At 54.5% G+C, this 22,736-nt stretch carries 15 protein-coding genes and 1 pseudogene; 5 read left to right on the forward strand and 11 right to left on the reverse strand.

Going from position 1 to position 22,736, the window contains the following annotated elements:
- Positions 1 to 117 precede the first annotated feature (117 nt).
- The 3 genes from QMG93_RS01425 (at position 118) to QMG93_RS01435 (ending at position 5,728) form a co-directional block, all read left to right on the forward strand.
- Positions 118 to 2,706, forward strand: a complete 2,589-nt coding sequence (locus tag QMG93_RS01425) for a YhgE/Pip domain-containing protein (protein WP_281933115.1) — start codon at positions 118 to 120, stop codon at positions 2,704 to 2,706.
- 344 nt (positions 2,707 to 3,050) lie between these two features.
- On the forward strand, positions 3,051 to 4,142 hold the full coding sequence (locus QMG93_RS01430) for an alpha/beta fold hydrolase (RefSeq protein ID WP_281933116.1): 1,092 nt from the start codon (positions 3,051 to 3,053) through the stop codon (positions 4,140 to 4,142).
- An 83-nt stretch (positions 4,143 to 4,225) separates the two neighbouring features.
- Complete coding sequence (locus QMG93_RS01435) at positions 4,226 to 5,728, forward strand: hypothetical protein (protein WP_281933117.1); 1,503 nt, start codon at positions 4,226 to 4,228, stop codon at positions 5,726 to 5,728.
- Between the two features lie 79 nt (positions 5,729 to 5,807).
- On the opposite strand, the gene QMG93_RS01440 is transcribed toward QMG93_RS01435, so the two are convergent.
- The 4 genes and pseudogenes from QMG93_RS01440 to icmF all read right to left on the reverse strand — a co-directional run bounded on the left by QMG93_RS01440 (position 5,808) and on the right by icmF (position 12,221).
- Positions 5,808 to 7,718 (reverse strand): beta-N-acetylhexosaminidase, encoded by a 1,911-nt coding sequence (locus QMG93_RS01440; protein WP_281933118.1) that lies wholly within the window; start codon positions 7,716 to 7,718, stop codon positions 5,808 to 5,810.
- 74 nt (positions 7,719 to 7,792) lie between these two features.
- Positions 7,793 to 8,653 (reverse strand): 3-hydroxybutyryl-CoA dehydrogenase, encoded by an 861-nt coding sequence (locus QMG93_RS01445; RefSeq protein ID WP_281933119.1) that lies wholly within the window; start codon positions 8,651 to 8,653, stop codon positions 7,793 to 7,795.
- A gap of 44 nt (positions 8,654 to 8,697) precedes the next feature.
- Positions 8,698 to 8,958: pseudogene (locus QMG93_RS01450) on the reverse strand (2-oxo acid dehydrogenase subunit E2); the annotation flags it as partial.
- 5 nt (positions 8,959 to 8,963) lie between these two features.
- On the reverse strand, positions 8,964 to 12,221 hold the full coding sequence (gene icmF, locus QMG93_RS01455) for a fused isobutyryl-CoA mutase/GTPase IcmF (RefSeq protein ID WP_281933120.1): 3,258 nt from the start codon (positions 12,219 to 12,221) through the stop codon (positions 8,964 to 8,966).
- 248 nt (positions 12,222 to 12,469) lie between these two features.
- Between icmF and QMG93_RS01460 the strand changes: the two genes are divergently transcribed.
- Positions 12,470 to 13,030, forward strand: coding sequence for a glutathione peroxidase (locus tag QMG93_RS01460; protein ID WP_281933121.1), 561 nt, complete (start codon positions 12,470 to 12,472; stop codon positions 13,028 to 13,030).
- Between the two features lie 32 nt (positions 13,031 to 13,062).
- Here the strand turns inward: QMG93_RS01460 and QMG93_RS01465 are convergent, their stop codons facing one another.
- The 7 genes from QMG93_RS01465 to QMG93_RS01495 form a co-directional block, all read right to left on the reverse strand.
- On the reverse strand, positions 13,063 to 14,193 hold the full coding sequence (locus tag QMG93_RS01465; RefSeq protein WP_281933122.1) for an acyl-CoA dehydrogenase family protein: 1,131 nt from the start codon (positions 14,191 to 14,193) through the stop codon (positions 13,063 to 13,065).
- 16 nt (positions 14,194 to 14,209) lie between these two features.
- Positions 14,210 to 15,388 (reverse strand): acetyl-CoA C-acetyltransferase, encoded by a 1,179-nt coding sequence (locus QMG93_RS01470; protein WP_281933123.1) that lies wholly within the window; start codon positions 15,386 to 15,388, stop codon positions 14,210 to 14,212.
- 95 nt (positions 15,389 to 15,483) lie between these two features.
- Entirely contained in the window at positions 15,484 to 16,611 is a 1,128-nt protein-coding gene (locus QMG93_RS01475) for an acyl-CoA dehydrogenase family protein (RefSeq protein WP_281933124.1), read from the reverse strand.
- 194 nt (positions 16,612 to 16,805) lie between these two features.
- Positions 16,806 to 19,049 carry a M56 family metallopeptidase gene (locus tag QMG93_RS01480; RefSeq protein ID WP_281933125.1) on the reverse strand — a complete coding sequence of 748 codons (2,244 nt, stop codon included), beginning with the start codon at positions 19,047 to 19,049 and terminating at the stop codon, positions 16,806 to 16,808.
- A 34-nt stretch (positions 19,050 to 19,083) separates the two neighbouring features.
- Positions 19,084 to 19,482: a BlaI/MecI/CopY family transcriptional regulator gene (locus QMG93_RS01485; protein ID WP_281933126.1), complete on the reverse strand. Its 399-nt coding sequence runs from the start codon at positions 19,480 to 19,482 to the stop codon at positions 19,084 to 19,086.
- Between the two features lie 166 nt (positions 19,483 to 19,648).
- Complete coding sequence (locus tag QMG93_RS01490; protein ID WP_281933127.1) at positions 19,649 to 20,581, reverse strand: phosphotransferase family protein; 933 nt, start codon at positions 20,579 to 20,581, stop codon at positions 19,649 to 19,651.
- A 355-nt stretch (positions 20,582 to 20,936) separates the two neighbouring features.
- Positions 20,937 to 21,773 carry a helix-turn-helix transcriptional regulator gene (locus tag QMG93_RS01495; RefSeq protein ID WP_281933274.1) on the reverse strand — a complete coding sequence of 279 codons (837 nt, stop codon included), beginning with the start codon at positions 21,771 to 21,773 and terminating at the stop codon, positions 20,937 to 20,939.
- Between the two features lie 213 nt (positions 21,774 to 21,986).
- On the opposite strand from QMG93_RS01495, the gene QMG93_RS01500 reads away from it, so the two are divergent.
- Entirely contained in the window at positions 21,987 to 22,736 is a 750-nt protein-coding gene (locus QMG93_RS01500) for an SDR family oxidoreductase (RefSeq protein ID WP_281933128.1), read from the forward strand.

The raw sequence follows: 22,736 nt of genomic DNA on the forward strand, positions 1-22,736 counted from the left end.
GGAGAATTCTTCCTAATTATATCGCTTCAAATGCACCAGGAATGTTGTATAATACTATACTATACGTAAAAATATAGGGAGCTTGTTCTCCTGGCACAGTGAAAGGTACAGAAAACGATGCGAAAAGTTTCTCTACGGACGGTTTTGCGCATATATACTTACGACATCCGGCGTATTGTTACGAATTGGGTCACCTTGACGGTGGTCTGCGGACTCATTCTTTTGCCGTCGCTTTACGCTTGGATTAACATTTATGCTTCCTGGGACCCTTACGCCAATACGAAGGGCATCAAGGTCGGGGTCGTCAATAACGACAAAGGCGGCACGCTCAAAGGGCTTACCTTTAATATCGGAGACGAAATCATTCACTCGCTGCAGCAGAATGAGAAGCTCGGCTGGACCTTCTATAATACGAAAGACGAAGGCATAGCCAAGGCGGAAAACGGCGAGGTGTACGCCACCATTGTGATTCCCGACGATTTTTCGCTGAAAATGAGCACGATGCTTAGCGACCAGCCGGTCAAGCCGGAGCTGGAATATTATGTGAACGAAAAAGAAAATGCTATTGCCTCGAAAATGACGGATGCGGGCGCCTCGACGATCCAACGGGAGATCAGCACCTCCTTTATCGAAACGGTGACGGGAAAAGTGTTCGAAACCCTGAATAAAGCCGGCGCCGAGCTGGATCAGCAGTACCCGCAAATCGAAAAATACAAAAATTTGCTTTACACCCTGAATGAAAATATGCCGAAGCTGAATCAAAATCTGGATGAGATGCTGAACCGGGCAGAGAACGGTTTTACCCAGGTGGATAAGACGGCGGAGCATGTTCCAGCGGTTCAGGATACGCTCGGCAAGCTCATTGAGCTGAACGACGGATTAAGCAAGGATATGTATAAAACCAGCGACGATTTAAAAGAAATCGCGCCGGATGTGAAAGAGAACCTGTATCGGCTTCAGACGATTTTCAACCGATTAACCGAGACGACCGAGGACGTGAACAACCAGCTGACGGTGTATAAGCCGGAGGTGCTCACCCAGCTCGACAATGCCGTCACGGATCTCGATCAACTGCAGGAGCGGGTGAAGGATACGTCGGAGCAGTTGGAAAAAGCGGGCGTAACGGTGCCCGAAGAGACCCTTGCGATGGCGAGCGACATTGCAGTCGAACTGAACCAGTTCCGGATACTCCTGTTAGACTTAAAAGCAAAGATCAAGGATGTTAATGCGGCGGAAAATATTTTAAATAAGCTGCAGCCGATCAACGACCGGCTTCTGGATAAAATCACCAAATTCCAAGCTGCCGTCAATGCGCTGCTGGCTCCGCTCGATGAAGCCCTGAACATCCGGACATTTGCCATTCTCCGCGACAATCTGGAAAAAATGCGGCAGCTGTCTGCCGGGATCAGTTCGTTTACCAGGAATTTAAGCACGACGCTGGCCTATCAAAAATCGGACTTGGACGGCAAGCTGTCCCAAAACATCGAGATCATTAGCGACATGATGAACAGAATTCTCAAAAATGCCAACTCGTTGGCCCAATCCTCCGCTAAAGGCTCGTTTCAGCTTAGCAAGGATTTGAAGAAACTGGCTCAACGGCTGGAGGAGTGGAAGGGCAAAACGGCCGATCTCCGGAAGAACATCGCAGATAACCACAATCTGGAAAAGTTGCTGCCGGATCTGGCCCGAATGAACTTCTCGATTGCGGGAGATATCGGCAAACTGTCGCTTGCACTCGACCAGACCCTGTTTCCGAAAACAGAATCCTATCTGCAAAAAGGCTCCCTTCTTCTCGCCGATGTAAACGTGATTCTTGGCAACACGCAGGAGGATTTGGCCGCAGCAAAGGATTTGATGACGAGCATGTCATCCGGAGGCAAAGTGGCGGTAGACGATATCCGGAATTTCAAAGAGCGCGTGCCGGACCTTCAGCAGCGCCTGAGCGACCTGACGGCGGTCTTCCAAAAAATCGACAGCACGGTTGATGTCAAGGACATGATCAAGCTGCTGCAAAACCGCGGCATCGCAGACAGCAACTTCCTTGCTCTTCCGGTGACGATGAGCACGCACCCGTTATTCCCGATCGCCAACTATGGGGCAGGCATGACCCCTTTCTATACGACGCTGTGCTTGTGGGTCGGTTCCCTGCTTCTCACATCTTTGCTCACCGTCAAGTTCCAGCCGGCGGATTTCAGCTTTACCTCGCACGAAGAGTACCTGGGCAAATACCTATTGTTTGCGACCTTATCCGTGCTGCAGGGACTTATCGTAGCGCTTGGGGATATCTTTTTGCTGAAGATCCACATTCAGGAGGCCGGATTGTTCATCGGACTCACGCTGTTTTATTGTGTTGTCTTTTCCATGATCGTGTACACGCTGGTCACGCTCTTTAACAATATCGGCAAATCGATGGGCGTTGTCCTGCTGGTGCTCCAGCTCGCCGGCTCGGGGGGCACGTTCCCGATTCAGGTGACACCGGCGTTCTTCCAAACGATTCATTCGATGCTGCCGTTTACCTATGCGATCAGCGGGCTGCGGGAAGCGCTCGCCGGGGTAAGCTACCCGACGCTGATGAGGGATGTCTGGACGTTGGTCGGATTTTTCTTCGCATTTTTGGTTATAGGTTATATATTCAAGCCGACGCTCACGTCCTTCTTGGGCAAGTATTCCAAGCAGCTGCATCATTCAGGGGTCATTGGACACTGATTTCCGGAAAATTCAATATGGATACCGCCAGCCTCAAAAGGCTGGCGTGAGCTTGTTGAGAAAGTGGTCTAAGCAAAAATAGAGAAACATACGTAGGTGGGGTATCCACTGGAGAAGCGGTAGCGGCCGCCTTTGTCTTCGGGAAATGTCCGCTATTAAGCGGCTTCCAATCAAATTTCCCGAAGACAAGAGTGGTCGGAAGTGGATACCCCACCCCTTCGTTACCTCTATAATCCCGTTTGACCACTTTCTCAACACTCTGACGCCAGCCTCAAAAGGCTGGCGTTTTTGCTTGTGTCGCTTGAATGGCCTCATACATACTATCGATAAAAAAGGTTCAGGAGGTGATTTCCATCCTGCAAGTTATTGGCAAGCGTAGAAAGCTTCAACTGGGACTAGGCCTTCTCGCTCTCCTCGTGATCGCGTCCCTAGTGCCGGCACGGACTCCCTTGATCCGGGACCATCATGACGACGTTGTTCCAAGCAGTGTGGCCGTTCTTGAACAAGTGACGCTGGGCGGAATGGAGCAAACCATCCTTGTTCGCGGCCGCGACAAGCGGAATCCGATTCTACTGTTCTTGCACGGCGGACCGGGCTATCCGCAAATTGCATATGCGCGGAAATATCAACAGGAGCTGGAAAATCAATTTACGGTAGTTAACTGGGATCAACGCGGCTCGGGGAAATCGTATCGGTGGGGAATGACCGAGGACGATTTGCAGGTCGATAAGCTCGTTGAAGACACGCACGAATTAACCAACTATTTGCGTAAAACATTCAACCAACCGAAAATTTTCCTTGTCGGGCATTCGTGGGGGAGCCTTCTCGGGATATGGACGGTTCAAAAATACCCGGACGATTATTATGCATACATCGGGATCGGGCAAGTGGCCAATTCCCCGGAAGGCGAGAGGCTTTCTTATGAATTCGCCCTTCGCGAGGCAGAGGCCCGCAGTAACGAAGAAGCGATCCAAGCCCTGCGATCCATCGGCTCCCCTCCCTATGCAAATCCCCGCAAAGATACGACGCTGGAACGGAAGTGGGTGACCGCCTTCGGCGGCTCCGAGCGACAAATCGACTCGAATGCCGATCTGATCAAAGGCATCTTGTTCTCGCCGGAATATACCCTCTTGGACGGAATTCGGTTGGCCCAGGGAAACGCGTTGTCGCTGCGCGCCATCCGGCCTCAAACGGAAAATACGAATTTATTCGAAACGGTCCCGGAACTAAAGGTGCCGGTCTATCTGACCATGGGGAGATACGACTATATGACGCCCTCGGAGATGGCTTACCGGTATTACGAAAAGCTCCTTGCTCCGAAAAAGCAGTTCGTCTGGTTCGAGGAGTCCGCACATTTCCCTCACTTTGAAGAAGCCGATAAATTTTCCCGGCTGATGGCCGATATAAAAGAAGAAACCTGTAAGACCTCTCCCTAATGATACATTTCTCGTCTAAACTTACCGTTTACCGAATGGAAAGGATGATTGAATTGAAGCCGAATATCGGAGATATATATTGCGTGTATGTCGAACAACTACAGCGCTACGCCGCCTGTCAGGTTACCCGGATCGAAGAGGAAAAGGCTAGGCCGCTAGCCGCCGTACTGGAGCTTGACTGGACCGGGGACAAGCTGCCTACGGAAGAAGAGCTCGACAAGATGAAGCCCCTGTACTGCGATTATTACTTCTGGAACAACCAGCTTGATCATTCGTATGTCACTGCGCTGGTCCCCAAACATTACATTTTGGCGGGAAACCGGTCTCCGCTCGTCACCGAAAAAACAAACAGCTACAGCGGCGGTTGGCATACAGGCAAAAGTACGGTCAACCAATTGAAGTGGCGGAGCATTCCCGAAGATCGGCGCCGTTCGTTCAAGGAAGCGGCAAAGGACAATACGCCGGTTGTCGTAGGCAACATACAACTGGCCCGCTCGGCCAGCGGGGTCAATCACGTCGCGCTCCGGGAGTTCTCCGATTTGTCCGTGCTGGAACAGCTGCCCTGCCTGACGCGCATCGCCGCCGACCGTCCCTATGAATCACTGCTGCCGTTTGTTAACGACAATCCGTTTATTTACGAGCTGCAGCTGGACAATCACGGCTGTACGTCGATCGACCTCCGAGGCAGCAGATTAGAGCGCCTGATCCTTCAGGCGGACGGAGTGGAGGAGCTGTTTTTAAATAAAGGGCTGACCTTTCTATCTCTAACGGGCACCCCTTCACCTAAGCTGAAAATCCATGCCGAAGACGGCGGCCAATGGCTGACGGCAGCCTTTACGGATAACGTTCCGCCGGTTTGCGGTCTGGAACGTTTGTCGGGGCTGCACATGACACAGGCGAAGGAGCTGGATCTGGGACCGGTCGTCCAGAGTTACCCTGAGCTGAAGGAGATGCGTCTATGGGGCAAACCCGGCAATGTCGTTAATCTTCAACAGCTCGAACATTTAACGAACCTTAGCGTATTCAGCACCTACGATATGTTCGGTTTCTCCGGCGAAGAATTTCCCGGTCCGGACCGGCTGCCGAACCTTACGTGGCTGTGGATGACCAGCCTGCCCGCAGACGCCGCCAAAGCGATTAAAGACAAATACAAAAAAGAAGTACCCAAAGGTCTGGACCTGTCCATCACCAAGCCACGCAAGCCCGAATGGCTGGCCGAAAATCTCAATAACCCGTTCCGCGACTGGGACGGACGAGAGCACATCACGGCCGCCCAAGCCAAGAAAGCGATGAATCTGTACAAAAAAACACTGGCGGCCATATCGGCGTTACCGGAACAAATCCAGGGCGGCGGCATGACGGCAGCCGAGGCGGAGTCCGCGCTGGACACGCTAGTGTCCGGTTACACCGAAGCGTTCAACAAAATGGACCGAAGCAGCGGCTTTATCGAAACGGTGGAGCGCGAGGAAATTTATACGGTGCTGGAAGACCTGCTCAGCGGGGTACGGCAGCAGTTGTCTGCTGCGGGAGTCGAAGTGGACGTGGATAAGCTGTTCGGCACCTTCGATAAGCTGTGCGATTTTTAACATCGGTAATCTTTAACGCAGGAAGTCAAAAAGGGAAGCCCCGCTATAGCAGCGAGCACTTCCCTTGCTTCATTCCGGATTAGAAAGGATTCATCACGTGGAAAAAGACATTGGGCGACGCCATCCGGTAATAATAGCTGCACCAGCCCACGCCGCGGTTGTTGAACCGGTTGGACGAGCTGTACACGAGCCGCTCCTGCTCCAGTTCTTCGATCTGCCCGATTCTGCCCTCCACATAATCAAGCAGCCTTAACGAAGCCGTGTCCAGCCGGTTGACGACCCCGCCGTAGCGGATATCGATGACTTCCCAGCCGAACGGCTTGAACATTCGCAGCCACTGGGCGCGATGGGCGGCCCGCAGCTCCCGTACCGCTTCCGCAATCTCCGGCAGCACTTCCGTCGCAATGCGCCACAGCGTCCCCGTATCCTTGGCGTCGTACGCCCGCTTGAGCTCGATGCCGATCTCGCTCTTCCGCTTCAGCACGCCGCACAGCTTCTCCGGCACCTCGAACAAGTAATCCAGCTCGGCTTCCTTGACACGCCGGCTGTGGATGTCCTGTTCCACCTTCGCATAATGCGCGGACAGGTCCAGTCCTTCGATCTGCTTGTCGAACAATCCGAGCAGCACGTCCTGGTACAGCAAAAACTTCGAAGGATTGCTCTGCATCCGGTTGTTCGGCTCGGAGCCGGGCACCTCGTCCAAATCCTTGAACGTCAGGAAGGCGTCGGCCTCGATGCCGGTGCAGAACTTGACCCGCTCCGCCAGCTTCTCCTGATCCGGCTTCGCTTCCGAGTATGCGTGCTCCGCGTAGAGCTGCAGACCAAGCAGCGCCGCAAAAGGATTGCTCTCCATGCCGTCGTCGCCCCACATGGTCGCATAGACCTCGCGGATACCTTCTCTTTTGCACACCTGCAGAGCGGCGTCGGAGGCATTTAGCGACAAGCCGTAATTGACCCCGAACGTATTAAATACCCAGACAGCGCCGGCAAATACCAGATTGCAACCGAGCGGACGGTGCTTGGCGATGAGGTTCTCGTAGTCCTCCTGCTCCATATGGTTATAATCCCAGTAAACCATGTCCACATCTTTCGGAATGCGGCGGGCCATCTCCTCCGGAATCTGCGTATCCTTGTCATAGTAATCGCTGCCGTTCTGCGAAGCGAGCTTCAGGAACATATCGCTCCACATCATGGCTTTCAGGCCGCGGCGGCGCGTCATGTCCAGCACTTTGTCCAGATGCGCAATCATAATCTCGAACCGGCTTGTGTAGCCGTTGCGGTCCAAATATTTGCCCCGGCCGAGCTCTTCCGCCTCGTCCATGCCGATGTGGATTTTGCGGCTGCGGAACGGGGCGCTGGCGGCCTCGATCATATTTTCGACCAACCGGTCCGTCTGCTCGTCCCCGACCAGCAGCGCGCCTTTCGTATCCTTGTAGTGCTTCACCGGCTCCCACTTCAGGAACTCTTCCAGATGCGCCAAGGTTTGGATGCTCGGGAACGCCTCGATGCCGAATTGGTCGGCGTAGTCGTCAATTTCCTTCAGCTCCGCTTGTGTGTACCGGCCGCGCATATAGCCGAAATAAGGCTCTTCACCAATTTCGTACGTATCCTCCAAATACAGCATGACGCTGTTTAATCCCATTAAAGCCATCTTGCGAAGCATGAATTTGAAGCCGTCGAGCGTCAATACCGCATTGCGGGACAAATCGAACATCGGCCCGATCGTGTCGAACTGCTGCTGCTCCCGAAGATGAAACGGCTCTCCATGCAGACCGTGCTGCACGAGAAGCCCAAGCCCGCGAAAGAACTGATGCTTTTGACCGTAGCGAATGTAGGCCTTTCCCTGCTCCATACCGACTTCCAGCTCGCCGGACGACGGCTCGACCCGGACGACGATGCCGTCTTCCGCCTCAATCATCCGAAGCTCCTGCGACAATTCGCGAATTCCCGGCAATAAAACGTTTAAATTCCCTTCAAACCGCAGCTTCATCTTCTGCTTCCTCTCCTTGGTCAAGTCTCCTATCTGCCTCTATTATAAGAGAAAGCTGCGGTTTAGGGAATGCGTTACAAGGATGAATCGTAGGTATAAAAGCCTCTGCCCGTTTTGCGGCCGAGCCGGCCGGCCTTGACGTATTTGCGCAGCAGGGGGCATGGACGGTATTTGCCGTCTCCGAAGCCGTGGTGAAGAATCTCCATAATGGACAGGCACGTATCCAGCCCGATGAAATCGGCCAGCTCCAACGGTCCCATCGGATGGTTCATTCCCAGCTTCATCACCTTGTCCACCGCCTCCGGAGCCGCAACGCCTTCGTAGACGGTATAAATCGCCTCGTTGATCATCGGCATCAGGATGCGGTTCGATACGAAGCCGGGAAAATCGTTCACCTCGACAGGCGTCTTCCCCATGCGCTCCGCCAAATCGCGGATTTGCCCGAATACCTCGTCGGAGGTTTCCAGACCCCGGATGATTTCGACCAATGGCATCACCGGAACCGGATTCATGAAGTGCATGCCGATCACCTGCGAAGGCCGTCCCGTCACGGCGGCGATCTCCGTAATCGGGAGCGAGGACGTATTGGTCGCTAGGATCGTATGCGGCCGGCACAGGTCGTCCAATCGCTTGAACAGCGTCGTTTTATGCTCCATGCTTTCAATAATCGCTTCAATGACCAGATCGGCCTGAGCCGCTCGATCCAGTTGAGCACAAGGAAGAATCCGCGCCATAATGCTTGTTTTCTCTTCCTCGGCAAGCTTTCCTTTCTCTACGCTCCGGCCAAGACTTTTCGTCAGCCGGGCGATGCCCTGATGAAGGGACACTTCGGCAATATCGTGCAGCAGAACGTTCAAGCCTGACGCTGCGGCGACCTGGGCAATGCCGCTGCCCATCTGTCCTGCGCCAATGACCATAACCGTCTGGATAGCCATGCTCTACACCTCCGATTCTTCTTTTAAAGAGTAATATATTTCCATTATATATCATTTATGTCATTCAATAAATCAGGCTGTCCGAATCGCAGCATTCCAGACGCCGGCTTGACCTGCTGCATGAATTTGCCGCAGATGATGCCGTCCAGGATGCGATGGTCGAGCGATAGACATAGATTCGCAACGAATCTCACCGCGATCATCTTACCGACAACGACGGGACGGCTCACGATAGATTCGAACGTCATCAGAGCCGCCCGCGGATAGTTGATGATCGGACACGTCAGATCCCTGCCGCTCCCCGTAGCGATCACATATTCCGGCGGTACTGCCCGCCTACTCGGTAAAGCGCATGTGTAATTTGCCCCAAGCTGGCGGTTTTGACGGTTTCCATCAGCTCGGCAAAAATGTTGCCCCCGTCCAAAGCTGTCTGCTGGAGTCTCGCCAAGGCGGCCGGAGCCTCGTCTTGATGCTTCGCTTGAAAAGCGCGCAGATTGGCAATCTGCTGCTCCTTCTCCTCCGTCGTGGCACGGGCCATCGGAATTGGCAGATCGTCCGTCGGCGGGTTCGGATTCTGGAAGGTGTTTACGCCGATGATCGGGAGCTCGCCGTTGTGCTTTTTCGTCTCGTACAGAATCGACTCATCCTGAATTTTTCCGCGCTGGTACTGCGATTCCATCGCCCCGAGCACGCCGCCCCGGTCGCTGATGCGCTCCAGCTCAAGCAGGACGACTTCCTCCACCAGATCCGTCAGCTCTTCGATCACGAAGGAGCCTTGGAGCATATTTTCGCTTTTGGCGAGTCCGAGTTCTTTCGTGATGATTAATTGAATGGCCATGGCCCGGCGCACCGAATCCTCCGTCGGCGTCGTGATCGCCTCGTCGTAGGAGTTCGTATGCAGCGAATTGCAGTTGTCCATGATCGCAAGCAGCGCCTGCAGGGTCGTGCGGATATCGTTAAAATCGATTTCCTGCGCATGCAGCGACCTGCCCGAGGTTTGGACGTGGTACTTCAGCTTCTGGCTGCGCTCGTTCGCCTTGTATTTCTCCCGCATTACTGTGGCCCAGATCCGCCTGGCCACCCGGCCGATCACGGTATATTCGGGATCGAGCCCGTTGCTGAAAAAGAATGACAGGTTCGGCGCAAAATCGTCGATGTGCATGCCCCGGGACAAGTAGTATTCGACATACGTGAACCCGTTCGCCAAGGTGAAGGCGAGCTGCGAGATCGGATTCGCCCCGGCCTCCGCAATATGGTAGCCGGAGATCGATACGGAGTAATAATTCCGCACCTCGTGATCGATAAAATATTGCTGGATATCGCCCATCATCCGCAGCGCGAATTCGGTGGAAAAGATGCACGTATTCTGCCCCTGGTCCTCCTTCAAAATATCCGCCTGCACGGTTCCACGAACCTGCTTCAGCGCTTCCTTGACGAGCTGCTGCCTTTCCTCGCCGGACGGCTCCCTCCCTTGCTGCTGACGGAATTGGTCCACTCGGCCGTCGATCGCCGTATTCATGAACATCGCCAGAATGATGGCCGCCGGACCGTTGATCGTCATCGAGACCGAGGTCAGCGGATGACATAAATCGAAGCCGGCGTACAGCTTCTTCATATCGTCCAAGGTGCAGATGCTGACGCCGCTCTCCCCGATTTTGCCATAAATATCGGGCCGGTAGTCGGGGTCCTCGCCGTACAGCGTGACCGAATCGAAGGCGGTGCTGAGTCGTTTGGCCGGATCGTTTTTCGACAAGTAATGGAACCGGAGGTTCGTCCGCTCCGGGGTTCCCTCGCCCGCGAATTGACGCTTCGGGTCCTCCTCCGTCCGTTTAAAAGGAAACACACCGGCCGTGTAAGGGAACGTTCCCGGGACATTCTCGCGGTACTGCCAGCTTACCAGATCGCCCCAGTCGTGGAAGCCGGGCAAGCATACCTTGGGAATCTTCAGCCCGGACAAGCTTGTGGTCGCAAGCTCGGTGACGATCTCTTTGCCCCGGACCTTGGTGACCAGTTGCGTGCCGGCATAGCGGCTGCGCAACTCCGGCCAGCGGGCCAAGAGAGTCCGGGTCTCCGGATGCAGACGCTGCTCGTACTTCTCTTTCAGCTCCTGCAGCATGGCGATGCTGTCCTCCGACGCACGCTCCCGCTTCAGCGCTTGCATCGTTCCTTCGATTTGGTAGCAGGCGCGCGCAAATTCCGCTTCCTTGTCGACGAAAGCCTTGTAGCTGCGGACGGTCTGCACGATCTCCCCCAAGTACCGGATCCGGTCTCCGGGAATGATGACCTGCTTCTTGAAGCTTTTCTCCTCTGAAAAATCCGGAACCGGCCAGCAGCCGCCGCATTTGCGGTTCATCTCGGAGATAAGCGCCGTAAACAGCCTGTTGACCCCGGCATCGTTAAACTGGCTCGCGATTGTCCCGTACACCGGCATCGTGTCGTAGGGCTGCTCGAACCATCCGCGGCTTCGCTGCACCTGCTTTTTCACCTCGCGCAGCGCATCCTCCGAGCCCCTTCGCTCAAACTTATTGATCGCGACCAAATCGGCGTAATCGAGCATCTCGATTTTCTCCAGCTGTGAAGGCGCGCCGAATTCGCTGGTCATGACATACAGCGTCACATCGGAGATTTCCGTAATCTGGTAGTCCCCTTGACCGATCCCGCTCGTTTCCACCAGAATCCAATCGAAGCCCGCCGCCTTAACCACCGCCAACGCTTCGCGGATCGCCTGCGACAGCTCCTTGCCCGAATTGCGCGTCGCCAAGCTCCGCATATAGACACGGTCCGAATGCACCGCATTCATGCGGATACGGTCTCCCAGCAAAGCGCCGCCCGTCCGTTGCTTGGTCGGGTCGATGGACAGAATGGCGACGCTCTTGTCGGGATAATGCCGCAGGAAACGGCGGACCAGTTCGTCCGTGAGTGAGCTTTTTCCCGCACCGCCCGTACCGGTGATGCCGACGACAGGAGCGTCGGACGGCCATTCCTTCATTTGCTCGAACGCGGCATGCAGCCCGGAGCCCGAAGGAACAGCCCCGCTGCTCAAGCTCTCGGCGGCCGTGATGCTTTGCGCGATCGCGCGGTGATTCCCCTGCTTCAACTCCTCAAGATCAGGCACGTAGCCCGCAACCGTCGAAAAATCGCATTCCTCCAGCATCACATTGATCATGCCTTGCAGCCCCAGCTTTCTTCCATCCTCCGGCGAGAAAATGCGGGCAACGCCACAGTCGTGCAGCCGCTTCATTTCGGAAGGGATGATGACGCCGCCTCCGCCCCCGTATACCCGGATATGGCTTGCGCCCCTCTCCTTCAACAGATCGATCACGTACTGGAAATATTCGACGTGCCCGCCTTGGTAGGAAGAAATGGCGATGCCCTGCACATCCTCCTGGATCGCCGCCTGCACAACCTCGTTTACGGAACGGTTGTGGCCCAGATGAATGACCTCCGCTCCGCTGGCCTGCAATATCCGGCGCATCACGTTAATGGAGACGTCATGACCGTCAAACAATGCGGAAGCGGTAACAAACCTGGCCTTGTGCTTTGTTCGATATACACGCGCAGTTTCCAAAACAGTCTCTCCTCACAGCGAAAAATCGAAGCACATAACCGGAAAACGAATCCGGATGCATACATGACATAAGATGTAAGTTTGATTGCAGGCAGCAGGCAGCATGTGCCCGCTCCGCTCCGGAACGATCAAAACTCTCTGATTGTTTTTACCTATAAAAATTATTTTCATTATATATTAGACCAATAGAACTGATTGCTATATCATGAATTCATCCTAAATACCGTAATTAAAGGAGGAACGATCCTATGTCTGTTTATGATTTCAAGGTAAACTCAATGGATGGCAAGCCAGTTGATTTGTCTATTTACCGTGGAAAAGTTCTCCTTATTGTCAACACGGCGAGCAAGTGCAGTTATTCTCGGCAATTCGCGGGTCTTCAAGAACTTTACGAAAGCTACCATCAAGAAGGGTTCGAAATTCTCGGATTTCCTTGCAACCAATTCAACGACAAAGAGCCGGGCAGCAGCTCGGAAATAAAAGAATACTGCAAAAGCAGCTTTGGAGTGGCGTTTCCTTTGTTTGAAAAAATAGAAGTCAGAGGGCCGTCCGCTCATCCTTTATTTGAATATCTGACGCAGCAAGCCCCTTTTCAAGGCTTCGATATCCATACCCCGAACGGCCAGTGGATGCAGGATTTTGTGCAGCAAAAGTATCCGGAAATCTACGCCGGCGACGGCATCAAGTGGAATTTCTCGAAGTTTCTGATTGATCGTAACGGTCAGATCTGCGCCAGATACGAAACGACGACGGAACCGTCCGAAATCGAATCCGTTGTTCAATCCCTGCTTTCGGCAGAGCCGGTCTAGGAACTTTATTTTTACCAGACAACTTCCGCCGCTTACGACTTCAACAGCTCGTTGGAAATGACGATCCGGTGAATCTGGTTGGTCCCCTCGTAAATTTGCGTCACCTTCGCATCGCGGAACAATCGCTCCAACGGATGCTCGTTCGTCCATCCGCTGCCGCCAAGCAGTTGCAGCGCATCCGTCGTTACTGACATCGCGGTATCGCTGGCGAACATTTTGGCCATAGAAGCTTCCTTTGTACAAGGCTTGCCATTCTGCCGCAGCCAGGCAGCCCGGTATACGAGCAGGCTTGCGGCTTCGACCCGGGCCGCCAGCTCCGTCAGCACGGGCTCCATCGCACGCTGCCGCTCTTTCGCATACCGCGCTTTCACCAAAAGCTCGGTATGCTCCAAGGCGGCTCTGGCAATCCCGAGCGCCTGTGCGCCGATGCCGATCCTTCCCCCGTCCAGAATCGACTTGGCCAAGACGAACCCCTGTCCTTCCTGCCCCAGCCGCTGTGCGGCGGGAAGACGGACCTGGTCAAAGGTCAGCTCACACGTATTGGAGCCGCGCAGCCCCATCTTCTTTTCCTTTTTCTCTATGCGGAAACCGGGCGAAGCTTTTTCGACAATAAAGGCACTAACCCCGGAGGCCCCCTGTCCCGGGCCGGTCGCGGCAAAAACGATATACACGTCCGCTTCGCCCGCGTTCGTAATGAACACCTTCGATCCGTTCAGGATATAGTCTGTCCCGTCCCAAACGGCGGACGTCCTGATCCTGGCCGCATCAGAGCCGGCATGCGACTCCGTCAGGGCGAACGCCCCGAGCCATTCCCCCGAGGCCAATCTTGGAAGGTATTTCGCTTTTTGCTCCTCCGTCCCGTAATACAATATAGGCAAGGTCGCTACCGAAGTGTGGACGGACAGAATAACGCCAACGGTGGCACTCGCTTTGGATATTTCCTCGATGGCGATCATATATGAAACCAAATCCGCGCCGCTTCCGCCCCATTCCCGGGGAATCGGCAGCCCCAGAAGGCCGCAGCCGCCCATTTCGTTGAAGAGCGCACGCGGAAAAGCGTCGGACTCCTCCATGGCTGGGACGGACGGAGCGATCCGGCTAACGGCGTATTCGCGCACCTTGCTCCGGAAGCGCTCTTGTTCGTCCGTGAAGCACAGCTCCATCAGCCGTCACCCCTCCTTATTCGTCCACCCGAAGCAAAATCGCATCCCCTTGTCCGCCTCCGCTGCAAATGGCCGCGATTCCGAGCCCGCCCCCACGGCGTCTCAGCGCATGGATCAAGGTCAGAACGATCCTTGCCCCACTGGCCCCGATCGGATGCCCAAGTGCGATCGCGCCGCCGTTAATGTTGACCTTCTCCTCGTCCCAGCCGACGAGGCCGCCGCTGGCAAGAACGACCGCTGCGAACGCTTCGTTGACTTCGAACAAGTCAATCTCCCGTAAGGATTTTCCTGTTTTTTGCAGCAGCTTTTGAATGACGAGCCCGGGCGTTATCGTATAATAAGGCGCTTCGGCGGCAACGGCCGTGTGCCCGATAATGGACGCAAGCGGCGAGTAGCGCTCGCGGACCGCTTTTTCCTCGGACATCACCACTAGCGCGGCAGCGCCGTCGCTAATGCCCGAAGCATTGCCAGCGGTCACGGTGCCTCCCTGCACAAAGGCAGACGACAGCTTGGCGAGCTTCTCCGCACTCGTATCGGCGCGCGGGGCTTCATCCGTATCGACATCCGCGTAAGAGCCCGCCCCGCAAGCGACGGGCACGATCTCGTCCTTGAACAGCCCTTGCCGGATGGCCTCTATGGCACGTTTATGGCTCCGCAGCGCCCATTCGTCCTGAAGCTGGCGGCTGATGCCTTTCTCGGTAACGATTCTTTCGGCGTACTCTCCCATATGGACATGCTGAAAAGCACAGTGCAGCCCGTCTCGCAGCATCAGGTCCGTCACTTTCTTGTCCCCAAGGCGGCAGCCCCAGCGCGCATCCGCCGCCACATACGGCGCGTTGCTCATGCTTTCCATCCCGCCGGCTACGATCGTTTCGGCATCGCCGGCCCGGATGATTTGGTCAGCCAGCGTAATGCTGCGCATGCCGGAGGCGCATACCTTGTTGACCGTCTCCGTCTGCACGTTCCAGTCCAATCCGGCCAACCGCGCCGCCTGACGCGATGGGATTTGTCCGGCGCCGCCCTGCAGCACCATACCCATAATGACCTCATCGACTTCGGAGGGAGCCACCTTTGCTCTGTCCAAAGCCCCTTCGATGGCGATGCCACCGAGCTCGACGGCCTGCTTACTTTTCAAGGCGCCGCCGAATTTCCCGAAAGCCGTGCGGGCTCCCCCGACAATCACCGATTCTCTCATCGCTTCTCCTTCCGGGCTTTCCGCAAGAAAGCCGCGTGATCATAAGAAATGGCTGCTCGTTAGCTTCACTCTTCCTGCCTTCCAGCTTCAAAAGGTCATCCGCTTCCGGCCCATACGTCCATGCCTTTGACCATATGCACCGCTTTGGCATCGCGCATGTACCGCTCGACGCGATACTCCTTCATATAACCGTAGCCCCCGAGGATCTGCACCGCATTCGTCGTCGATTCCATGGCAGCTTCGGTTGCAAAAGCAAGCGCCCGGGCGGACGGCCCGGCATAGGCCAGCCCCTTGTCCTCATTCCACGCGGCCTGGCGGGCAAGCAGACTTGAAGCCTCGGCAGCCGCACTCATCTCGGCCAGCATGAACGCCACCGCCTGATGCCGTGCAATCGGCTTGCCGAACTGCGTCCGCTCCTTGGCGTAAGCCAGCGACGCCTTCAAAGCGCCTTGGGTAATCCCCGCCGCCAGCGCAGCCAAGCCGTACCGAGCGCTGGCCCATGTCTCCCCGGCGATGGTGGCCCCTTGTCCGACACGGCCAATCAGCTGTCCCCCGGAAATGCGGCAGCGATCGAAGGCCAAGTGGGCCATACCGGAGGAGCGTAGGCCAAGAGCTTGGGTGACGGGCCGTACCTGCAAACCGGCCATCTCCCGTTCAACGAGAAATGCGGCGGTTCGTTCGGATTCATCCTCGCCTTCGCCTTTGCCTTCCACATTCGCATAAACCAAGAATAAATCGGCTTCTTTGCCATTGAAAACGAACTCCTGCGTCCCGTCGAGAACGTACCCGTCCCCATCCGGCTTCGCCGTCAGTGTAAAGGCAAGCGGCGGAAGCCCTCCGGGCCACGGAGGAAGCGCCCCAGCCCCCAGCTTCCGGCCCTCGATCAGTGCCCGCAAATGCTTCGCTGCGCTATTTTGCCCGAACCTGTACACCGGCCACGTCACAAGCTGAACATGCGTCCACAGCGCCGCCCCCAGTGAAGCGCTCCCTCCCGCCAACTGCTCCAGCAGCGGGACGTAGCTTGCAAACCCTCCCCCGGCCCCGCCGTCCGATTCGGGCCAAGGCAAGCCGGTAAAGCCCAGCGTCGCCATCCGGTCGAACAGCTTGCGGTCGAACGCTTCCGCTTCGTCCAACTGCTCAGCCTTCGTTTCCACTTCCCTGGCGACAAAATCGCGCACCACGTCACAGATCATTTCCTGCTCTTCCGTCAACTCGAACCTCATAATATCTCTCCTTTGCACAGACAAAGGGACTTACGATGAAACGTCATTCTACCCCCATGGTATGAAATAGTTGGGGTAAATATGATGTCATAATGGAAATAAAACGTTGGATTGAGACAGGCACACTGAATCTGCGCCTACAAAAAAAAGAAATTATGCAAGGCATCTGCCTGCATAATTTCTTTTCGCACTATTTAAATATTGTTCAAATCCGCCACTTTTTCGTTCATCAAATCAATAACGATCTCCTCCTGCGGCAGTCCTTCTCCCTTGAAGACGACTTGGAAGCACACATCGCCCTCTTTCCAGTAATAGCTGACAAAATCAATCTCATCCGGTCTGCTTAATTCCCCGTCGATCTTGTATTTCGCCGTTCTGAGCACCTCTCGTCCTCCCAAAACCATCGGACTGACCGGTGCCGTATGCTTCTTTCCATCGATGCGGTAAAAAGCGGCGTTCCCGTTCTTCTTCATATCTTCGTACATCGTGCCGTTTTTGATTTGCATGAAAGAAAAGCCTTGTATATTGCCCTGCTCATCCGTCCGATTGTATCCTATGTTCAAGAGCTTGCTCTTCTTGTCATCGGCGTTGTCCGGATACCCAAAATATAGCTTTTGTACCATGGATGCGCCCGACATTTTAAACTGCCCAGCCGTTTGCTGCGAAAACTTGGGCGTAAATCCGATGAGCTCCGCCGTCCGCCGCAGATCGCCGGTATCGTAAATTCCTACGTTGAGCAGATCCAAGTTCACTTGGGTTTTGTACATCTCTTGATCGGGATATTTCATGGAAGCGATAATGGCCAGTTGCTCTTGATCCGAAAGATCGCCCCCGTCAAACTGATACAGAACCCCGCCGTCCAACCAGAAATAGCGCCAGCCCTCGTGCTGCTTCGTATTGACTTTCGTAGTGACGATGGCTTTATAGGCTTGCATTCCATAAAGGGTCATAGGCTCTTTCCTGATTTCAGTTTCCCGTACCGCCGTCTTTTTTTGCCGCTGCTCGAACTCCGTATAAGCTTCGTCCAAGCTGGTGCCGCTGGAATCGATTAGCAGCCTAAAGCTGCCGTAGTGCTTTTCCCCTACGCGAAGAACATAAATTACTTCCGCCTTGGTTAACTTGGCTTCATCCTTGGTTTTGGAACGAAGCGCGATCCCGTAGAATTTGTAGCCCTCCGGCAAAGCCGACAGAGCCTTGAACTTGAAGTCGGCCACCTTGGCAGCCTTTTCCAAATTGTCGTAGCTTCGGGAAGAAGAATCAAACAAAATCCGGTCCTCTGTCTGGACGGTTGCGGTTGCGGGAGCTTGTACCACACCGTCGCCTGCTGCCGACGCAGCCGCATTGGTCAGCGTCGCTGCGCTCAGAAGAACGACGCCCAGGACGGCAGCCGCAGACAATTTATAGGAACCTGCTCTGAACGATTTGACCATTTCAATCCTCCTTACAAGTTGATTCGTATTCGTCGACCCGTCAAAATACAGCAAATTCGGCTGATGGCGCCGAACCGAAAAGCGTTTTAAAAAACCTATAATCGTCATGCCGTACGGGACGGCCTCGGCTTCGCCCAGAACCTCCAATACGCAGGCATCGCATGCAAGCTCTCTGTCAGCCTTCATTCTCTTGATGCTCATCCACACCACCGGATTGATCCAATGGACTGCCAGAACGAAGCTTCCCAGCATGTTCCAGGTCACATCCTTCCGTTTATGGTGAGCCAGCTCATGCGAGAACACATGGGTAAGCTGCTGTATGCTTAACTCCTTGTCGATGCCTTCAGGAAAATAAATCCACGGGCGAAACAGCCCGGAAATATAAGGACTTCTCGCATAGCTCCCCGTGTATACCGGGATCGGCCGCTTAATGCCGAATTTCCTGCGGCAATCGTCGACGACGGACAAGATCCGGGGATCGGTGACGAGCGTAAGCGTCTTGAATCTTCTGCGCATCTTCTGCATGTAGACGAACAAGTAGGTTAAGAGCGCAATGGTTCCGGCAAGCCATACGGCTGCAATGATTTTTAGTCCCCAGGGATGGGAAAAATGAGCCGAGTCTTCTATCCCAGCCGGCAATCGGGCATCCGGAACGGTGTCCTCTTCCGGACGAATCATGCTATAATCGTTCTGAACATATTCTTTCTCTTGGCTGTTCCGGGATCGTTCCGCAGACGGGTTATTCTCTTTTTCCGTTAATGGGATGATCAGGGAAACAGCTTTTTTTATGTCTGCGCCGAAGTGCAGCATATGAAACAAGCTGACAGGACTATCCGGAAAAACAGGCAGCAGCAAGCGCACCAGCACGATGAGCCACAGCGCATGCCGGATACGGGCGCTGATACGGTGGCGAAACAGTGCCAGAATCGCCATGACCAACAGCGCAACCGCGCTCGCCGCCAAGGTGGAATACCACAGTCCTATAAAAATCTCGCATAGTATCTCCATGGTTTACCTCAATGAAATGATTTTCGCGGCTCCGTCATGTCTTGGGGTGACGATCCTTCTTCTCCTGTTTCTCCATAAGAATCTTCTGAAGCTGCTCGATCTCTTTGTCCGACAAATGTCCATCTTCCAGAAAATTGGTAACCATAAGGTCCGCAGCTCCGCCGAATACCCTTTTCAAAAAAGACTGACTCTCCGCCCGGACGCATTCCTGCTCGGATACCAGGGGGTAGTAGTGATAGCTTCTTCCGGATTTCTCGAATCCGATCGCTTTCTTCTTCAACAGCCGGTTAATAAAGGTCCGGACCGTCTGGTCGCTCCACTCGATGTCGGCAGGCAATTGAAGCACGATTTGCTCGGCGGTTATCGGGTTGCTCCCCCAGATCACCTTCATGATTTCCCACTCCGATTCGGAAATTTTCGGAATGCACTGCATATGTTTCACCTCCTTTTGCACTTGTTGTATTACACTCGTAAAAGAAAGCGGCCGCCCACTAATATTACAAACGTAAAAGGTGTTTGTCAAATTGTGGCCGACAAACCGAAAACCTGCAGCGCCACGTTCGGCGCGGCAGGTCCCGCCGAATTGCCTCCGGCCATCGTTATTCGGCTTGTTCTAACAAAGCAAAGAGATGATTTTTCATGAAATCGTAGGCAGGCCTGTCTCCCTTCTTCGCGTAAAACCGTAAGCCGTCCAAGCCTTTGAAGAGCTGGTACCCGAGCAATCTCTCTTCGAAATAGGGGATCGAGTGCCCTTCTTCCGTCCATACCTCGCGGACTCTCTGCGGAAATTGCGCTATCGGTGCCCACACATGCAGGACGGCCAAGTCGAACATAAAATCCCCGTACATCGCCATCTCCCAATCGACAATACCGGTTACGGCATGATTCATCGATAACATATTCCCGAAATGGAAATCCCCGTGAACCAGATACCGCTCCTCAGGCGCATAGCCGATTCGTTCCATCATCGCGGCATAGATCCGATCGAATACGTCTTTCTCCAGAAAGCTCGTTTCAAAAAGGGACGTCCAGCCATGATAAAATCCTTCCTGCTCCACATCAAAAGTCGATGCCAGAAATTCCGCCCACGTCTTAGCCGAACCCTCTCCCGAAGGCCTGATCCATCCGAAGCCTGAACATGGCTCCACCCGGATTTGGTTCATCCGTGTAAACTGGCGGACCAGATCGGGCAGAACGCCGCGGATATCCGGTCCGGCCTGGGAGATGATCGGGGTCCCCGCCACTTTTTCCGCAATCGAATAATGGGCGCCGCCGCAGGTTCCGACTTCGAAGATTCGGGGCATCGGTACCCCGCAAGAGGCATATTGGTCCGAAATAAACTTGACCTTCTTCAGCGTCTCCGGGTCGTTTTTAAAATGAATGACCAGCTCCTGGCCATTTTTCGTGTAGCTGTACACCTTGCTCAGCTCTCCCATGTCAATCGGAGTCACGTCGGAAACGCCCTCCCCTTCGATTTGCCGCAAATAGCCAAGAGCCTCTTCGATATTCATTTCCGGTTTGAATGAACGCATTGTCATTCCGCCTTTCTCGCTTGAGTTATTGGATTGTATAGCACGAAAAACCAAAAAAAGCCGCAGATGAACATTGTCCATCCACGGCTTCCTATGCGTAAGAATACGGAAACAAGACACGCCAAAGCAGCCTTGCCTCATCGATTCATGCATAGACGGTGATGATCGGGTTCATAACAGGAGTACACAAGCGGACGCACGGGAAAGCAGCCCTGCCTCATCCGGCAGAGTGCCTCGGTCACGCTCATGCGTATTCGGTTAAGATTTAACCGTTAACTTCTGTCAGGAACACAGCCATCATCATCACTGCACGTATCCCACCATTTCCACGATATTGGTTTTATTATACTTTACCTCAACAAGACTTGTACAGCAGCTCCTGCAGCTGCCGATCCGTTCCAACGGGTTCGACAGGCGTGTACACCCGCATCAGAAAGTCGCTATTTTCCGAGAGAGGAAACGTATTGTAACGAAATGTCAGCAAGCCTGCTTTGGGGTGCCGGATCACTTTATCCCCTTCCAGACTTCCGGAAACGTCATGGCGTCCCCACATCAGCCTGAACTCCTCGCTCCGGTCCCATAACCTGCAGACCAATTCCTGGTACCACGAATCGTTCATATACATGGCGTAGCGGCTTCTGAAATGCGCCAGCATCGAGGTGGCGACGTTGTCCCAGTTGACAATGCGTTTCTTTTCATGTTCTATCGTGAAGGCGCGCCAAAGAATATTGCGCTCGATCTCTGCCATCCGGTTAAAGTCGCCGCAAAGAGAACTGGTAATTTTGTTCCAAGCGAGCAAGTTCCAGTGCTTGTCGATGATATACGCCGGGTAAGTTCCCAGCCTGTCGAGTATTTGTTGAAGGGAAGGAGACAGGGTTGCATTCTCCGTCCCTCTGGATATGGTGAAATGGTTCGCCAAGACGCGAAGATGGTTGCGCTCGTCCTTGCTCAGCCGCAGCGTCCGCACCAAGCTTTCCAGCACTTGCTCCGACACTTGAATATCCCGCCCTTGCTCCAGCGCAGTGTACCATGGCAAGGAAATGCCGGATAAGCTCGCCACTTCTTCCCGTCTCAGCCCCGGCGTGCGGCGGCGCGAGGTGTCCACCTGCAGCCCCAATTCCTGCGGAGATAAACGCAAGCGGCGAGTCCGGAGGAAATCCGCCAGCTCTTTCCGTCTTCTTTCGTTATTCATCACGATGATACCACTCCGTATCCTGATAGAATTTATAGCAGTATCCGTACGACTAGTATTCCGAATAGTACTACAAATGCAGACCTGTTTGCCAGTGATAAAACTAATTATAATCGACTCATCGCCCCCGGTGAAGAAGGAAACGCGGTCAAGCAGCTAATCCGCAAATCCCGGGCGGTGCCATTACCCTAATTCAAAAGGAGATCAAAACCTATGATAAAACCGGAACAAAACGAACGCCGAAGCACATTAAAAGGAAAACGTGTCATCATCCTCGGAGGAACGTCCGGAATGGGATTTGCGACAACCGAAGCCGCAGCGCATGAAGGGGCGTCCGTCGTCGTCGTATCCAGCCGTAAAGAGAAAGTGGACGCGGCGGTCTCACGTCTGCCTCAAGGCGCCGAAGGGCATGCGGTCGATCTGACGAACGAGGCGCAGGTACGCGACTTTTTCAGCCGCATTGGCGAATTCGATCACCTGGTGTTCACGGCTGGCGATCCGCTGCAGCTCGCCACTCTTGGCGAAGTGGACATGGATGCAGCGCGTCAAATGTTCAACCTGCGTTACTGGGGCGCGCTCATGGCCGCAAAATACAGCAGCGTGAACATCCGGCCAGGCGGCTCGATCACGCTCGCTTCCGGTACGGCGGGCGTCCGGCCGCAGAAGGGCTGCACGGTCGCAGGCAGCGTTTGCGGCGCTGTCGAGGCGCTGACCAAAGCGCTCGCCGTCGAGCTCAGCCCACTTCGGGTCAACGCCGTTCGCTTCGGGCTGATGCGTACCGAGATGTGGAGCGGCATTCCCGAAGCGGACCGCAACGCGATGTTTGAAACCGCCGGAAAATCCCTGCCGCTTGGCCGGATAGGCGAATCGGAAGATGCAGCAGAGGCGTTCCTGTATTTGATGCGCGAGAGACATTCCACCGGACAGATCGTTGTCGTGGACGGCGGTACGACATTGGTGTAA

Source organism: Paenibacillus tyrphae (assembly GCF_027925525.1).
Lineage (GTDB): Bacteria > Bacillota > Bacilli > Paenibacillales > NBRC-103111 > Paenibacillus_G > Paenibacillus_G tyrfis_B.

What these genes read in the sequence shown, in the direction of transcription:
- QMG93_RS01425 (WP_281933115.1), top strand. Translation starts at nt 118, where the DNA reads ATGCGAAAAGTTTCTCTACGGACGGTTTTGCGCATATATACTTACGAC.
- QMG93_RS01440 (WP_281933118.1), bottom strand. Translation starts at nt 7,718, where the DNA reads ATGAAGCTGCGGTTTGAAGGGAATTTAAACGTTTTATTGCCGGGAATT.
- QMG93_RS01445 (WP_281933119.1), bottom strand. Translation starts at nt 8,653, where the DNA reads ATGGCTATCCAGACGGTTATGGTCATTGGCGCAGGACAGATGGGCAGC.
- QMG93_RS01460 (WP_281933121.1), top strand. Translation starts at nt 12,470, where the DNA reads ATGTCTGTTTATGATTTCAAGGTAAACTCAATGGATGGCAAGCCAGTT.
- QMG93_RS01465 (WP_281933122.1), bottom strand. Translation starts at nt 14,193, where the DNA reads ATGGAGCTGTGCTTCACGGACGAACAAGAGCGCTTCCGGAGCAAGGTG.
- QMG93_RS01470 (WP_281933123.1), bottom strand. Translation starts at nt 15,388, where the DNA reads ATGAGAGAATCGGTGATTGTCGGGGGAGCCCGCACGGCTTTCGGGAAA.
- QMG93_RS01475 (WP_281933124.1), bottom strand. Translation starts at nt 16,611, where the DNA reads ATGAGGTTCGAGTTGACGGAAGAGCAGGAAATGATCTGTGACGTGGTG.
- QMG93_RS01480 (WP_281933125.1), bottom strand. Translation starts at nt 19,049, where the DNA reads ATGGAGATACTATGCGAGATTTTTATAGGACTGTGGTATTCCACCTTG.
- QMG93_RS01485 (WP_281933126.1), bottom strand. Translation starts at nt 19,482, where the DNA reads ATGCAGTGCATTCCGAAAATTTCCGAATCGGAGTGGGAAATCATGAAG.
- QMG93_RS01490 (WP_281933127.1), bottom strand. Translation starts at nt 20,581, where the DNA reads ATGCGTTCATTCAAACCGGAAATGAATATCGAAGAGGCTCTTGGCTAT.
- QMG93_RS01495 (WP_281933274.1), bottom strand. Translation starts at nt 21,773, where the DNA reads ATGAATAACGAAAGAAGACGGAAAGAGCTGGCGGATTTCCTCCGGACT.
- QMG93_RS01500 (WP_281933128.1), top strand. Translation starts at nt 21,987, where the DNA reads ATGATAAAACCGGAACAAAACGAACGCCGAAGCACATTAAAAGGAAAA.